This is a genomic window from Micromonospora sp. AMSO31t (assembly GCF_008868175.1).
GTDB lineage: Bacteria > Actinomycetota > Actinomycetes > Mycobacteriales > Micromonosporaceae > Micromonospora.
Window position 1 is genome coordinate 61186 of record NZ_WBKT01000012.1, and the last position, 14331, is coordinate 75516.

Consider the following 14331-nt stretch of genomic DNA (forward strand, 5'->3'; position numbering starts at 1 on the left):
GGAAGCGACTGGGAACGCGACGCCCGGAGCATGTGCGCGCCCCACGCGTAGCTGGGGTGGGGCGGACGCGCCGCTACGGTGACGACGTGACGGACGACGCACGCGTGGTCGAGGTGGTGCCCTACGACCCGGCCTGGCCGGAGCTGTTCGAGGCCGAACAGCGGCTGTTGTCGGAGGCCCTGCCCGAGGCGCTGAGCATCGAGCACATCGGATCCACCAGCATCCCCGGCTTGGCGGCCAAGCCCATCATCGACATCTCGGCGGTGGTGCCCGAGGTCGACGCGGTCGTCGCCGATCTCCGGCCACTCGAGCAGCTCGGGTACGTCTATCGCCCCATGGCCTTCCCCGAGGACGGTGAACACCTCTTCTTCGCCAAGGACACCGCCGGGAAGCGGAGCCACCACCTGCACGTTTTCGGCGCCACGTCGCTGGTGCCGGAAGGAAACCGGGTCTTCCGCGCCTACCTCGGGGCCAACCCCGCCGCCGCCCGCCGGTACGAGGTGGCGAAGCAGAGTGCAGCCGAGCTGCATCCCGACAGTCGGGCCCGGTACGGCGCCGCGAAGGAGGAGACGATGACGAAGCTGTCGGCGGAGGCCCGCCGGTGGAGCGAGGCAGCTGGGCGGCAGTCGCCAGAAGGCTGACCACCATGTCTCCTGACGCCACCCGGTTTGTGACCTCTCCGGAGCGGGCCCGGTCCGTCGGAGCGCTGATAACGTCCCGGGTCGTGACGGCCGAAGCAGCGGGGGTCTTTCGTCGGACGGCGATCGAGCGATCAGATCAGCGGATCGCCTGGGAACGGACGGACCAGGCCTTCTTCGCCGCGGGAGCGTGCCACATCCTGGCCTGGGTCTGCCGGGACTCATACCCCGAACGGGCGATCGAGATAGCCGGGGTGCGCGAGGCCGGAGGCTGGCAGGTCTTCCACGTCTACGCGGTCTGGGACGGCTGGGCGTTCGACCACTCGGGCTGGAACCCGGAGCCGCACCTGCTGGCGGCGAACACGGCCTTCGAGGGCCGCCCGCTGGAGCGCGTCACGATAGTGGACGGCCTTGCTGCCTTCTGCGAGACCCACCACTCCCGCATGCCGGACCAGTATTGGCGGGACCCGCTCCCACGTGCTCGCGACTACGTGAGCCGATACACCCCGCCGTGGACGTAGCGGCTTCGCTGCCGGTCAGATGGGCGCGTCCTGGGCGCAACGTCAAGGACGTCCTGGGACGCTGTCGTCAGCATGTGGTGGGACCAGGGCCCGTGCCGAAGTCGATCACCGCCGATGCGCCGAACGGTCACTCCGGTCCGGCCCACCGCCGACTCGACGCAGGCCCTAGCATCGCCGGCATGACAACGCGGCTCGTGCAGATCAACATGAAGGCTCGGGACGACTCCGCGCTGGGCGGTTTCTGGGCGGAGGTCCTCGGCTGGGGAGTCTCCAGCGAGGGCCCCGGCGTGACCAACCTCGAACCCGAGGGCTTCGTCTACCCCGACCCCGTGGCCGTCTGCATCGACCTCGTCGTCTCCCCGGAACCCAAGACGGTGAAGAACCGCGTGCACGTCGACCTCGCCACCACCTCGGCGGCCCATCAGGCGGAGGTGGTCACGCGCCTGAAGGACCTTGGCGCAACACCCGCCGACGTAGGCCAGGGCGACGTCCCATGGACGGTCATGGCCGACCCGGAGGGCAACGAGTTCTGCGTGCTGGACCCCCGGCCGCGCTATCGGGACACCGGACCGATCGCCGCGGTAGTCGTCGACTGCGCGGATCCGCGAGCCATGGCCCGCTTCTGGGGCGAGGCCATGGACTGGACCCTGCACGAGGTGACCGGCCACCGCGCGGTACTGCGCTCCGCCAAGGGCGTCGGCCCATATCTGCACTTCCTCCGCACACCCGACGTGAAGACCGTGTGGAACCGCGTCCATCTCGACATCCGCCCGTACCCGGGTGACGACCTGGAGGCCGAGGCGGCAAGACTGCGGACTCTCGGCGCCACCACCATCGACCTGGGCCAGGGCGTCGTCTCGTGGACGGTCCTCGCCGACCCGGAAGGCAACGAGTTCTGCCTCCTCGCCCCACGCTGACCAGACCCTCCTCAGCCGCTCACTACGGCCACCAGCCCGGACTTTGCGACGCGCCCAGACAAACCGCGCCCGTGACGTGGCGGTGCGGAAGCCGTGGTGATCGACTGGCGGCTGGCCTGCAATGAGGTGGTGCGCCCGGCAGGATTCGAACCTGCGGCCTTGGGATTAGAAGTCCCCTGCTCTATCCGCTGAGCTACGGGCGCGCGTCGACGCTGTCGCGCCAAGAGGGTACCGCCGACCCCGGGCTCGCCGGGGGAACGGGTGGTCGCGGCGACGTCCTGCTCAGCGTCCCACGGCATGGCCGCCGCGGGCATCCCGGATATCCGGGTCACGGTCCACCGACGCCGGGCCGGTCCGTACCCTCGGCGTCGTGCTGCTCGATCAGGAAACCGAGAACGAGATCGCGTACGAGCTGTGCCAGCTCCTCGGCCGCGCCATCCTCCCCGTGAGCGGGTCGGACGGGCCCGGCAGGCCGGGTACGACCTTCGGCACCGCCTTCTTCTACAGCGAGCTGGTCGGCGCGACCGACGACGGTGAGGTGGTGCACGAGTGGCTGCTCACGGCCGCCGCGACCACCCGGACACCGTACGGGGAGATCGGGCTGCGGCCGAGCGTCACCGAGCCGGCGGAGGCGGCCGCGGAGCCGATCGCGCTGCCCGATTTCGCCGACCGGTGGCTGCACCTGGCGGAGCTTGGCCTGGCCGCCATGCCCACTGGCGGGCTGCACGGACATGCCGAGGACGGGGGCTGGAGCTGGCGTACCCAGCAGGTGACCGACGCGGTCGCCGCGCCGGCCGACATGGTCGCCCGGGTCGGCGTGGAGCCCGGGTCGGCGTTCGTGCTGGCGCTCGGCGTCGGCGACGACGGCTCGCGGCCGTTGGAGGCGGTGATCGAGCGGGTGGCGCGGGCCGGTGACGGGGTGCGGGTCACCACGGAGCTGCCGTCCGGGTACGTGGGCGCGCCGGTGTTCGGCGTCGAGGCGCTCGACGGGGAGCTCTCGCTGCGCTGCCTGGGCCTCCTGCTGCCGGCGGATGACGGTGGCCACCCGGTCGCGACGTTCGACCGGATCCGGTCGGCCCTGGCGGCGGCGACCGCCGATCATCGCTGACCGGCCCGGCTCAGTCCTCCGGCCACCGCTGAACGGCCCGGCTCAGCCTTCGGCGGTCGCGCCGGCCGTCTCGTCGGCCGGCCGCCGCGGCGCCGGCGCCGCCGGCTCGGTGGGACCTGCGCCGAGGAAGCCCTCCGCCCACCGCCCGACCTCCGTGAAGACCTTCTCGCGTACGGCGGGGCCGGACAGGGTCAGGTCGTGCAGCCCGCCGTCGAAGCGGGCCAGGGTGACGTGCCGGCCGAGTCGGGGCGCCCAGCGCACCATGTGCTCCACGTCGAGCACCGCGTCGGCGAGGGTCGCCGAGTCGTGCCACTTCGTGCCCCGGTAGCTGCGGGTCGAGCAGGCCAGCAGCACGGGCACGGGGATGTCCAGGCCGGCCCGGAGCTGGCGCTGCCCGGCGCGGATCGCGTTGATCCAGCCGGCCCGCACCGGGAATCCGGCGAGCGGCTTCCAGGCCAGGTCGTAGCGCCACTCGCCGCGGTGGTCGGCGTGCAGGCTCTCGCCGTACACGGTGCCCAGCCCGAACGGGAGGATGCGTTGCGGCGCCCGGCGGCCCAGCCGGGAGACGGCGGCCGCGAGGGGGCGACGGACCAGCCAGGGCGCGTTGATGTCGAAGAAGGGGCTGTTCAGGACGATGCCGTCGACCAGGCCGGCCTCGCGGCGGGCGTGCGCCCAGAGCGAGATGATCAGGCCGCCGGTGGAGTGGCCCATGGCGAGCAGGGTGTCGTGGCCGTCGTCCTCGCGGATGATTTTGGCGGCGGCGTCCAGCTCGGGGAAGTAGTCGCTCAGGTCCCGGCAGAAGTTCGGGGTCTGGTGCGGTTGCAGGCTGCGGCCGTACTTGCGCAGGTCGAGCGCGTAGAAGTCCCAGCCGCGCTCGGCGAAGAAGTCGGCGACGTGGGTCTGGAAGAAGTAGTCGACGAAGCCGTGCACGTAGAGCACGGCGCGGCCGGTGGGGCGGTCCGCCCGCCGGCGGACCAGGGTCGCGACGACCGGTCCCTCGTCGTCGGTGCCCAGGTCGATGGTCTGCCGCTCGTACGGCGGTCCCAGCACGTCGGGTTCCACGACCGCGACGGTACGCCGCCAAGCTACCCGGCGGTAGCCCCCGCCCCCGCCCGCCGGCGTCGGGTGCGGACGGGGGCGGAGGTCGGCCTCAGACGGTTTCCGCGTCGGCCCGCTCGGCGGCCTGCGCGGGGACGCCCTCGGGCTGGTCGATCTCGCGCAGGTGCTTGTTGTGGCGCGGCTCCTGCCGGGTCTTCGCGTCGTTGAGCCGGCGGCGCAGGTCGTCCCGGACGTCGTTGAGCGCGGCGTGCAGGTCCTCCTCGGAGGAGGTGGTGACGATCTTCTGCCGGCCCGCGATCCAGCATTCCAGGGTGACCTTCTGACCCCGCGCGTTCCGGTCCTTGACCGACACCTCCAGCTCGGTGGCGTCGGCGTGGAACCCGGCGAGCCGGGCGTCGAGGGTCGCGAACTGCTCCGCGATCCAGGTGCGGTCGCCCTGGGAGAACCCGGCGCCCACCCGCAGGCACTCGGCCACGGTCGCGGGGTTCGCCACGGCGCTCATCGCCGGGCCTCGCAGACGTCTCGGAGAAGCATCGTCGCTCCCTTTCTCTCGGTTGATCAAGTTCATACCCAATCCGGGCGGCTCCGGAACACGCCTGCTGACCATGTTCCTTCGCAGGTCAGGGCCCTAGGGTCGCTGGTCCTAGCAGACGGGGCTCTTGATCGGGTGGTTGTCCACAGCCGGCGCCGTCGTCCACAGCCCGCCCGGTGACGGCTGGCCCCCCGACGGTCGCCGGCCGAGGCTCACCCCACAAGCCGAGTTCCCCTGGGAGGGGCGATGTTCGATACGTACGTCACGATCGTCGGCAACGTGCTGACCGCGCCGGAGTGGCGCCGGACCACCCAGAGCAACACCCTGGTGGCCAACTTCAAGGTCGCGTCGACCGCCCGCCGCCTCGACCGGGAGAGCGGCCGCTGGGTCGACGGCAACAGCCTTCGGGTGCGGGTGAACTGCTGGCGGAAGCTGGCCGAGGGGGTGGCCGCCTCGGTGGCGGTCGGTGACCCGGTGGTGGTGGCGGGCCGCCTCTACACCCGCGACTGGACCGACGACGCCGGCAACCACCGCACCCTCTACGAGCTGGAGGCGGTCGCCGTCGGGCACGACCTGGCCCGGGGCCGGGCCCGGTTCCTGCGCAACCGGCCGAGCATGACGACCAGCACGGTCGAGGACGCCGAGGCGGAGAGCCGGGTGCACGGCGAGGCCACCGAGCCCGTGCCGGTCGGGCAGGCCCCCGCGTCGCTCGACGACCAGCCGTTCGACGACGAGTTCCCGCCGCCCGAGTTCCCCGTTTCCCGGGTGGGCCTCTCCGGCGGGGCGGACGCGACGGCGGGCGACCTCGACGAGCTGGCCGACCCGTTCGACGAGCGGCCCGACGGCCCGACCACCGAGCGGGACGCCGGGCGGGACGACCTGGCCGCCGGGCGGGACGACCTGGCCGCCGAGGCGGACGACCTGGCTGCCGCCGCGGACGACGACGAGTTGGGTGCCGAGCCGGTCGGTGGCGGGCCGGATCCGGTTGGCGCGACTGTGGGCGGCACCGGGTCCGGCCGTGGCCGGCGGGGCCGGGGGCGGACCGCGGTGCCCGCCTGAGCAGCCCCGGATCGTGCAACGGGGGAGCGGGGTGGCGACGCCAGCGTGGCCACCCCGCCGTACGGCTAGGCTGGCCGGCCGGAGGTGGTGACGGGTGCGGCAGGCGACCGCCATGGCGAACGCGGCGGGACTGGTGGCGGGCTACGCCCTGGACTCGCTGCTCGGCGATCCTCAGCGGTGGCACCCGGTGGCCGGCTTCGGCCGGGCGGCCGGCGCCCTGGAGCGACGGATCCACCGACCCGAGCGATCGGCCGGCGCGGCGTTCACCGCGCTCGCGGTCGGCGCGCCGGTGCTGCTCGGGGTGGCCGCCGGCCTCGCCACCCGGCGTCACCCGGTGGCCCGGGCCGCGCTGGTGGCCGCCGGCACCTGGACGGTGCTGGGCGGGCGCACCCTGCGGCACGAGTCGCGCCTGATGGCCCGGGCCCTGCACGCGGGTGACCTGCCCGCCGCCCGGGGCCGGCTCAACCACCTCTGCGGGCGGGACCCGTCGGCGCTCGACGAGCCGGAACTGGCCCGGGCCACCGTCGAGTCGGTCGCCGAGAACACCTCCGACGCGGTGGTCGCCCCGCTGGTCTGGGGCGCCGTCGCCGGGCTGCCCGGCCTGCTCGGCTACCGGGCGGCGAACACGCTCGACGCCATGGTCGGCCACCGCTCGCCCCGCTACGCGCGGTTCGGCACCCCGGCCGCCCGCCTCGACGACCTGCTCAACCTGATCCCCGCCCGGCTGACCGGTCTGCTCACCGTCGCCGTGGCGCCGGCCGCGCACGGCGACCGCGCCACCGCCTGGCGGGTCTGGCGGCGGGACCGCAACGACCACCCCAGCCCGAACGCGGGCCAGTGCGAGGCGGCCATGGCCGGGGCGCTCGGAGTCCGGCTGGGCGGGCGCAACGTCTACTTCGGACGCGAGGAGACCCGGCCGTTCCTCGGTGACGGGCCCCGGCCCGAGGCGCGGCACCTGAAGCGGGCCGCCCGGATCTCCGGCGCGGTCGGCCTGGCCGCGACCCCCGTCCCGGCGTCCGCCCACCCCATCCCGGCGAGCGACTTCCAGCAGGTCGAACTCGCCCGCGGCGTCGCCGAGATGGGCGAACCGATGTCCCTCGCGGTGCTGCCCGACCGCTCGGTCCTGCACACCGCCCGCAACGGCACGCTGCGCCGCACCGACGCGGCCGGCACCACCACCGTCATCGGCACCCTGCCGGTCTACACCCACGACGAGGAGGGGTTGCAGGGCGTCGGCGTCGACCCCGGCTTCGCCACCAACCGGCACATCTACCTCTACTACGCGCCGCCGCTGTCCACGCCGGCCGGGGACGCCCCGGCCACCGGCACCGACTTCTCCGCCTGGCAGGGTGTCAACCGGCTATCCCGGTTCACGCTCAACGCCGACTTCACGCTCAACCAGGGCAGCAAGGTCGACGTGCTCGACGTGCCGGCCGACCGCGGGCTGTGCTGCCACGTCGGCGGCGACATCGACTTCGACGCCGCCGGCAACCTCTACCTCTCGACCGGCGACGACACCAACCCGTTCGACTCCGCCGGCTACGCGCCGCTCGACGAGCGGACCAACCGCAACCCTGGGTACGACGCGCAGCGCAGCGCCGGCAACACCAACGACCTGCGGGGCAAGATCCTGCGGATCAAGGTGAACGCCAACGGCACGTACGCCATCCCGCCCGGGAACCTCTTCGCGCCCGGCACCGCCCGGACCCGCCCCGAGATCTACGCCATGGGCTTCCGCAACCCGTTCCGGATGAGCGTCGACCGGGCCACCGGCATCGTCCACGTCGGCGACTACGGTCCGGACGCCGGCACCAGCTCGGCCCGCGGCCCGTCGGGGCAGGTCGAGTTCGACCGGGTCACCGGGCCGGGCAACTACGGCTGGCCCTACTGCACCGGCACCAACACGGCCGCCGAGACCTACGCCGAGTGGGACTTCGCCACCGGCACCGCGGGCGCGAAGTACAACTGCACGGGCGGCCCGACGAACAACTCGTTCCGCAACACCGGCCAGAGCACCCTGCCGGCCGCGAAGCCGGCCTGGATCCGGTACGCGGGCGACGCCGGCAGCCCGCCCGAGTTCGGCGGCGGCTCCGAGTCGCCGATGGCCGGCCCGGTCTACCGTTACGACGCCGCCAACCCCTCCACCACCAAGTTCCCGCAGTCCTTCGACGGGCAGTTCTTCGCCACCGAGTTCGGCCGCGGCTGGATCAAACCGATCCACCTCAACGCCGACGGCTCGCCCGGCACCATCGACGCCTTCGGATGGACCGGCAAGCAGGTGATGGACTCCGCGTTCGGGCCGGACGGCGCCTACTACGTGCTCGACTACGGCACCGGCTACTTCAACGGCGACGCCAACTCGGCGCTGTACCGCTTCGACTACCTCGGCGGCGGCAACCGCGCCCCGGTGGCCCGGGCCGCCGCCGACCGGACCTCCGGCGCGGCACCGCTGGCCGTCGCCTTCTCCTCGGCCGGCTCGTCCGACCCGGAGGGCGGCGCGCTCACGTACGCGTGGGCGTTCGGCGACGGCGGCACCTCGACGGCGGCCAACCCGTCGCACACCTACACCGCCAACGGCCGCTACACCGCCACCCTCACCGTCCGGGACCCGCAGGGCGCCACCGGCACGGCCAGCGTGGTCATCACCGTCGGCAACACCGCGCCGACCGTCACCGTGAACAGCCCGGGGAACGGGCAGCTCTTCTCCTTCGGCGACACCGTGCCGTTCCGGATCACCGTCACCGACCCGGAGGACGGCACGATCGACTGCACGAAGGTCACGATGACCTACGTGCTCGGCCACGACCAGCACGGCCACCAGATCACCTCGGCCACCGGCTGCACCGGGTCGATCAGCATCCCCGTCGACGGCGAGCACGACGACGCGGCGAACATCTTCGCGATCTTCGACGCCGAGTACACCGACTCCGGCGGCCTGACCACGCACACCCAGCACACCCTCCAGCCCCGGCACCGGCAGGCCGAGCACTTCAGGACCTCCGCCGGGATCAACACCTTCGACAAGGCGACCGCCGAGGGCGGCAGGACCGTCGGCGACGTCCACAACGGGGACTGGATCGCGTTCGAGCCGTACCAGCTCGGCAACGTCACCGGCTTCAGCGCCCGGGTCTCCTCGGCCGGGGTGGGCGGCACCCTCCAGGTGCGGGCCGGCTCGGCGACCGGCGCCGTGCTCGGCTCGGCCACCGTGCCGGTGACCGGTGGCTGGGACACGTTCACCACGGTGACCGGCACGGTCGCCAACCCGCCCGCCGGGACCACCACGCTCTACCTCACCTTCGCGGGCGGCGCGGGCGCGCTCTACGACGTGGACTCGTTCACGCTCGCCACGTCGGCCGCGCGCACCGGCCCGGTGCGTGGCCTGGCCGGCAAGTGCCTGGACGTGCGCAGCGCGGCGACCGCCGACGGCACCCAGATCCAGCTCTACACCTGCAACGGCACCGCGGCGCAGACCTGGACGGTGACGCCGAACTCGACGGTCAAGGCGCTGGGCAAGTGCCTCGACGTGTCGGGCGGCGCGACCGCCGACGGCACGAAGATCCAGCTCTGGACGTGCAACGGCAGCGGCGCGCAGAACTGGTCGGCGCAGGCCGACGGCACGCTGCGCAACCCGCAAGCCGGCAAGTGCCTGGACGTCTCCGGCAACAACTCCGCCGACAGCACCCCCGTACACCTCTGGACCTGCACCGGCGCGGCGAACCAGAAGTGGACCCTGCCCTGAGCTGAAGGAGGGGCCCCCGGTTAACGCCTGGCGTTGTACAGGGGCCCCCTCCTCACACCTAGGAGAGCGACATGAGACTCCTCCGCACCGCCCTCGGCGCGGCCACCGCCGTCCTCGCCACCCTGGCCTGCACCACCCCGGCGACCCCGGCGGCCGCCGCCGACGCCCCCTACGACGTGCTGGTCTTCTCCAAGACCGCCGGCTTCCGGCACGACGCCATCCCCGCCGGCATCCAGGCCGTCCGCGACCTCGGCGCGGCCAACAACTTCACCGTCACGGCCACCGAGGACGCCGCCCTGTTCACCACCGCCAACCTCGCCCGGTACGAGGCCGTGGTCTTCCTCAACACCACCGGCGACGTGCTCAACGCCACCCAGCAGACCGCCTTCGAGGCGTACGTCGGCGCGGGCGGGGGCTACGTGGGCGTGCACGCCGCCGCGGACACCGAATACGACTGGCCGTTCTACGGCAACCTGGTCGGCGCCTGGTTCGCCTCCCACCCGGCCATCCAGCCGGCGAACGTGAAGGTGGAGGACCGGGCGCACGCCGCCACCGCCCACCTGCCGCAGACCTGGAACCGCACCGACGAGTGGTACAACTACCGCACCAACGCCCGGTCCACGGCACACGTGCTGGCGACCCTCGACGAGTCGTCGTACTCCGGCGGCTCGATGGGCGGTGACCACCCGCACGCCTGGTGCAAGACGTACGCGGGCGGCCGGTCCTTCTACACCGGCGGCGGCCACACCCAGGCGTCCTACGCCGACGCGGCGTTCCGGGCCCACCTGCTCGGCGGCATCCGGTACGCGGCCGGCCGCAGCAAGGCCGACTGCCGCCCGGAGACCGGCTACGCGCCGCTCTACACCGGCGCCACCACCGGCTGGTCCCAGGCCGGGCCGGGCAGCTTCACCAACGCCGACGCCACCCTCACCTCGGTAGGCGGGATGGGCCTGTACTGGTACAGCGCCCGGCAGTTCACCACCTACTCGCTGAAGCTGGACTGGCGGCTCGCCGGCGACGACAACTCCGGCGTCTTCATCGGCTTCCCGCCGTCGAGCGACCCCTGGTCGGCCGTGGACAACGGCTACGAGATCCAGATCGACCCGACCGACAGCCCCGACCGGACCACCGGCGCGGTCTACACGTTCAAGTCCGCCGATTTGCCGGCGCGGGACGCGGCACTCAACCCGGCGGGGGAGTGGAACACCTACGAGCTGCTGGTCGAGGGGGAGCGGCTCCAGGTCTTCCTCAACGGCGTGAAGATCAACGACTTCACCAACACCGACCCGGCCCGCTCGCTCGCCGGCCACGTCGGCATCCAGAACCACGGCACCGGCGACGACGTCTCGTTCCGCAACATCCGGATCAAGGAGCTGGGCACCACCCCGCCGACCGGCAACACCACCGTGCAGGCCGAGGCGTTCAGCTCGGCCAGCGGGGTCACCCCGTTCACCAAGGCCGGCGCCAACGGCGGGCAGACCCTGGGGTACGTCGACCCGGGCGACTGGGCCGCGTACCAGGGGCTGGACCTGACCGGGGTGACCGCGCTGCGGGCCCGGGTGGTCTCCGGCGGCCCGGGCGGCACCCTCCACCTCCGCACCGGCTCCCCGACGGGCACCGTGCTCGGCCAGGTGGCGGTGCCCAACACCGGCGGCTGGACCACCTTCGCCGACGTCAGCACCGCGCTGGCCGGCGTGCCGACCGGCAGCCAGACCGTCTGGCTGACCTTCGCCGGCACCGGCTCCGGCCTGTACGACGTCGACGACTTCACCCTGGTCCGGGGCGGCGGGAGCGGCGGCGGGACCGGCCCGGTGCGCGGCCTGGCCGGCAAGTGCCTGGACGTGCGCAACGCGGCGACCGCCGACGGCACCCAGATCCAGCTCTACACCTGCAACGGCAGCACCGCGCAGACCTGGACGGTGGCGCCGAACTCGACGGTCAAGGCGCTGGGCAAGTGCCTCGATGTCTCGGGCGGCGGCTCGGCCGACGGCACGAAGATCCAGCTCTGGACGTGCAACGGCAGCGGAGCGCAGAACTGGTCGGCGCAGGCCGACGGCACGCTGCGCAACCCGCAGTCCGGCAAGTGCCTGGACGTCTCCGGCAACAACTCCGCCGACAGCACCCCCGTACACCTCTGGACCTGCACCGGCGCGGCCAACCAGAAGTGGACCCTGCCCTGACCGGACCGGCGGCGGACCGGGCGACCTGCGGGATCCGCCCGGCCCGCCGCCGGGGTGCTGCCGTACCTTGACCGTGTGGGACGCCTGGAGCGGTGGCGTCGGGCCGCCCAGGGGCGCCCGAACGTCGGTGACGTGCTGCGGGCCGCCCTGTTCCGGGTGCGGGGCCGCGCCGAGTCGCCGGCGCCGTCCACCGGGCCCGCGCCCAGCCTCACCCGGCTGGACGCGCTCATCGACGAATTCGCCGCCGGCCAGCAGGTGCGGTGGCGGGTGGGCGGCCAGCCCCGCCCGCTGCCCGCCGCCGTCGACGCGGCCGCGTACCGGATCATCCAGGAGGCGCTGACCGACGCGCGCCGGCACGCGCCGGGCGCGGCCGTGGCGGTCCGGCTGCGCTACGACCCGGCCGGCCTCACCATCGAGGTACGCGGCGACGGGCCCGCCATCCCGACCGCCGGCCTGCGGGCGCGGGCCGAGTCGGTCGGCGGCGCCTTCCACGCCGGCCCGCGCCCCGAGGGAGGCTGGCTGGCCCGCGCCGAACTGCCCGCCCCCGAGGACGAGGCGGCCTGACCGGCTCCGGGCCTTCCGTGCCGGCCGCGCCCCACCTAGAGTGAGGGCGGCGACCGCGAGGTGGCCGGTGACCCGGCGGGAGGCGCAACCCGTCGGGCCCAGACGCGACCGCGTCCACCGGTGCCCGCCGAGGTCGCCCGCACCCGGTCGCCCTCGCCCCGGTCCGCTACGGAATCCCCCATCACGACAGGGGAGAAGGACAATGGCGCGACCCATCACGCTCTTCACCGGCCAGTGGGCCGATCTTCCGTTCGACGAGGTCTGCCGGCTCGCCGCCGAGTGGGGTTACGACGGCCTGGAGATCGCCTGCTGGGGCGACCACTTCGAGGTCGACAAGGCGCTCGCCGACGAGTCGTACGTGGACCGCAAGCGGGCCACCCTCGCCAAGCACAACCTCCAGGTCTTCGCCATCTCCAACCACCTCGTCGGGCAGGCGGTCTGCGACCACCCGATCGACGAGCGGCACCAGGACATCCTCCCCGCCCGGATCTGGGGCGACGGCGAGCCCGAGGGCGTCCGCCGCCGCGCCGCCGAGGAGATGAAGGACACCGCCCGGGCGGCGGCGAAGCTCGGGGTGAAGACGGTGGTCGGCTTCACCGGCTCGTCGATCTGGCACACCCTGGCCATGTTCCCGCCGGTCCCGCCCGCCATGATCGAGCGTGGCTACCAGGACTTCGCCGACCGGTGGAACCCGATCCTGGACGTCTTCGACTCCGTCGGTGTGCGCTTCGCCCACGAGGTGCACCCCAGCGAGATCGCCTACGACTACTGGACCACCAGGCGGGCGCTGGACGCGATCGGCCACCGCCCCGCGTTCGGGCTGAACTGGGACCCGTCGCACTTCGTCTGGCAGGAACTGGACCCGGTCAACTTCATCTTCGACTTCGCCGACCGGATCTACCACGTCGACTGCAAGGACGCGAAGGTGCGCACCGGGGACGGCCGGCGCGGCCGGCTCTCCTCCCACCTGCCCTGGGCGGACCTGCGGCGGGGCTGGGACTTCGTCTCCACCGGCCACGGCGACGTGCCCTGGGAGGACTGCTTCCGCGCGTTGAACGCGATCGGCTACACCGGCCCGATCTCGATCGAGTGGGAGGACGCCGGCATGGACCGTCTGGTCGGCGCGCCCGAGGCGCTCCAGTTCGTGCGCCGGCTCGCCTTCGACGCCCCGTCCGCCGCCTTCGACGCGGCGTTCAGCAGCCGGGACTGACCCCGGCTGAGGAGGGGCCCCTCGTTAACAGACGTCTGTCAACAAGGGGCCCCTCCTCAGCGGGCGGCGAAGACCTGGTCGCTGACCAGCCGGGCCGCGCCGACCAGGCCGGCCCGGTCGTCGAGGTCGGAGAGGACGATCGGCATGCTGCCGGTGGCCAGCGGGGTGGAGCGCCGGTAGACCACGCCCCGGATCTCGGCGAGCAGGACCGGCCCGATGCCCGGGGCCGCCCCGCCGATGATCACGATGGCCGGGTTCACGAAGCTGACCAGGCCGACCAGCACCTGCCCGAGCCGGCGGGCGGCGTCGCGGACCAGCGTCTGCGCGGCCGGGTCCCCGGCGGTCGCCGCCGCGGCCACGTCGGTCACCGTGAGCGTGCCGGCGGCGGCCAGCCGGTCGGCGAGCGCCGTCGAGCGCCCGGCCCGCGCGGCCGTCACCGCCTCCCGCACCAGAGCCGAATCCCCGCAGTACGCCTCGACGCAGCCGGTGTTGCCGCACCCGCAGAGCGGCCCGTCCTCGGTGAGCTGGAGGTGCCCGATGTCCCCGGCGCCGCTGGCCGCGCCCCGGTACAGCGCCCCGCCGAGCACCAGCCCGCAGCCCACCGCGTCGCCCAGCTTGACGTAGAGGAAGTCGTCGAACGGCCGGCCCGTGCCGGCGTGCCGCTCGCCCAGGGCCATCACGTTGGCGTCGTTGTCGACCTGCACCGGGCAGCCCAGCTCGGCGGCGATCGTGTCGCGTACCGGGAACTGGTGCCAGCCGGGCAGGGCGGGCGGGGAGACCGGGGCGCCCTCGCGGACCGCGACC

General features: G+C 73.4%; 12 protein-coding genes and 1 tRNA gene. 9 read left to right on the forward strand and 4 right to left on the reverse strand.

The window, feature by feature from the left end:
• Positions 1 to 86 precede the first annotated feature (86 nt).
• The 3 genes from F8274_RS05045 to F8274_RS05055 all read left to right on the forward strand — a co-directional run bounded on the left by F8274_RS05045 (position 87) and on the right by F8274_RS05055 (position 2076).
• Positions 87 to 641 carry a GrpB family protein gene (locus F8274_RS05045; protein ID WP_192579709.1) on the forward strand — a complete coding sequence of 185 codons (555 nt, stop codon included), beginning with the start codon at positions 87 to 89 and terminating at the stop codon, positions 639 to 641.
• An 83-nt stretch (positions 642 to 724) separates the two neighbouring features.
• Positions 725 to 1159, forward strand: a complete 435-nt coding sequence (locus F8274_RS05050) for a hypothetical protein (protein WP_151461104.1) — start codon at positions 725 to 727, stop codon at positions 1157 to 1159.
• Between the two features lie 179 nt (positions 1160 to 1338).
• Entirely contained in the window at positions 1339 to 2076 is a 738-nt protein-coding gene (locus F8274_RS05055) for a VOC family protein (RefSeq protein ID WP_151461105.1), read from the forward strand.
• 127 nt (positions 2077 to 2203) lie between these two features.
• Here the strand turns inward: F8274_RS05055 and F8274_RS05060 are convergent.
• Positions 2204 to 2279, reverse strand: a tRNA-Arg gene (locus F8274_RS05060).
• 167 nt (positions 2280 to 2446) lie between these two features.
• On the opposite strand from F8274_RS05060, the gene F8274_RS05065 reads away from it, so the two are divergent.
• Positions 2447 to 3184 (forward strand): hypothetical protein, encoded by a 738-nt coding sequence (locus F8274_RS05065; RefSeq protein WP_151461106.1) that lies wholly within the window; start codon positions 2447 to 2449, stop codon positions 3182 to 3184.
• Positions 3185 to 3226: 42 nt separating this feature from the next.
• On the opposite strand, the gene F8274_RS05070 is transcribed toward F8274_RS05065, so the two are convergent.
• Both F8274_RS05070 and F8274_RS05075 read right to left on the reverse strand, forming a co-directional pair.
• Positions 3227 to 4246 carry an alpha/beta hydrolase gene (locus F8274_RS05070; protein WP_192579710.1) on the reverse strand — a complete coding sequence of 340 codons (1020 nt, stop codon included), beginning with the start codon at positions 4244 to 4246 and terminating at the stop codon, positions 3227 to 3229.
• Positions 4247 to 4334: 88 nt separating this feature from the next.
• A complete protein-coding gene (locus F8274_RS05075; RefSeq protein WP_151461107.1) occupies positions 4335 to 4745 on the reverse strand; it encodes an HPF/RaiA family ribosome-associated protein in 411 nt (136 codons plus the stop codon).
• Positions 4746 to 5021: 276 nt separating this feature from the next.
• Between F8274_RS05075 and ssb the strand changes: the two genes are divergently transcribed.
• The 5 genes from ssb (at position 5022) to F8274_RS05100 (ending at position 13527) form a co-directional block, all read left to right on the forward strand.
• Entirely contained in the window at positions 5022 to 5834 is an 813-nt protein-coding gene (gene ssb / locus F8274_RS05080) for a single-stranded DNA-binding protein (protein ID WP_151461108.1), read from the forward strand.
• Positions 5835 to 5946: 112 nt separating this feature from the next.
• Positions 5947 to 9573 carry a cobalamin biosynthesis protein gene (locus tag F8274_RS05085; protein ID WP_151461116.1) on the forward strand — a complete coding sequence of 1209 codons (3627 nt, stop codon included), beginning with the start codon at positions 5947 to 5949 and terminating at the stop codon, positions 9571 to 9573.
• A gap of 71 nt (positions 9574 to 9644) precedes the next feature.
• Positions 9645 to 11753 carry a ThuA domain-containing protein gene (locus F8274_RS05090; protein ID WP_151461109.1) on the forward strand — a complete coding sequence of 703 codons (2109 nt, stop codon included), beginning with the start codon at positions 9645 to 9647 and terminating at the stop codon, positions 11751 to 11753.
• Positions 11754 to 11828: 75 nt separating this feature from the next.
• Positions 11829 to 12317 carry a sensor histidine kinase gene (locus tag F8274_RS05095; RefSeq protein WP_151461110.1) on the forward strand — a complete coding sequence of 163 codons (489 nt, stop codon included), beginning with the start codon at positions 11829 to 11831 and terminating at the stop codon, positions 12315 to 12317.
• Between the two features lie 202 nt (positions 12318 to 12519).
• A complete protein-coding gene (locus F8274_RS05100) occupies positions 12520 to 13527 on the forward strand; it encodes a sugar phosphate isomerase/epimerase (protein WP_151461111.1) in 1008 nt (335 codons plus the stop codon).
• 56 nt (positions 13528 to 13583) lie between these two features.
• Here F8274_RS05100 and F8274_RS05105 read toward each other — a convergent pair.
• Positions 13584 to 14331 (reverse strand): ROK family protein (locus F8274_RS05105; protein ID WP_151461112.1); only part of this gene is annotated, 748 nt, incomplete at its 5' end.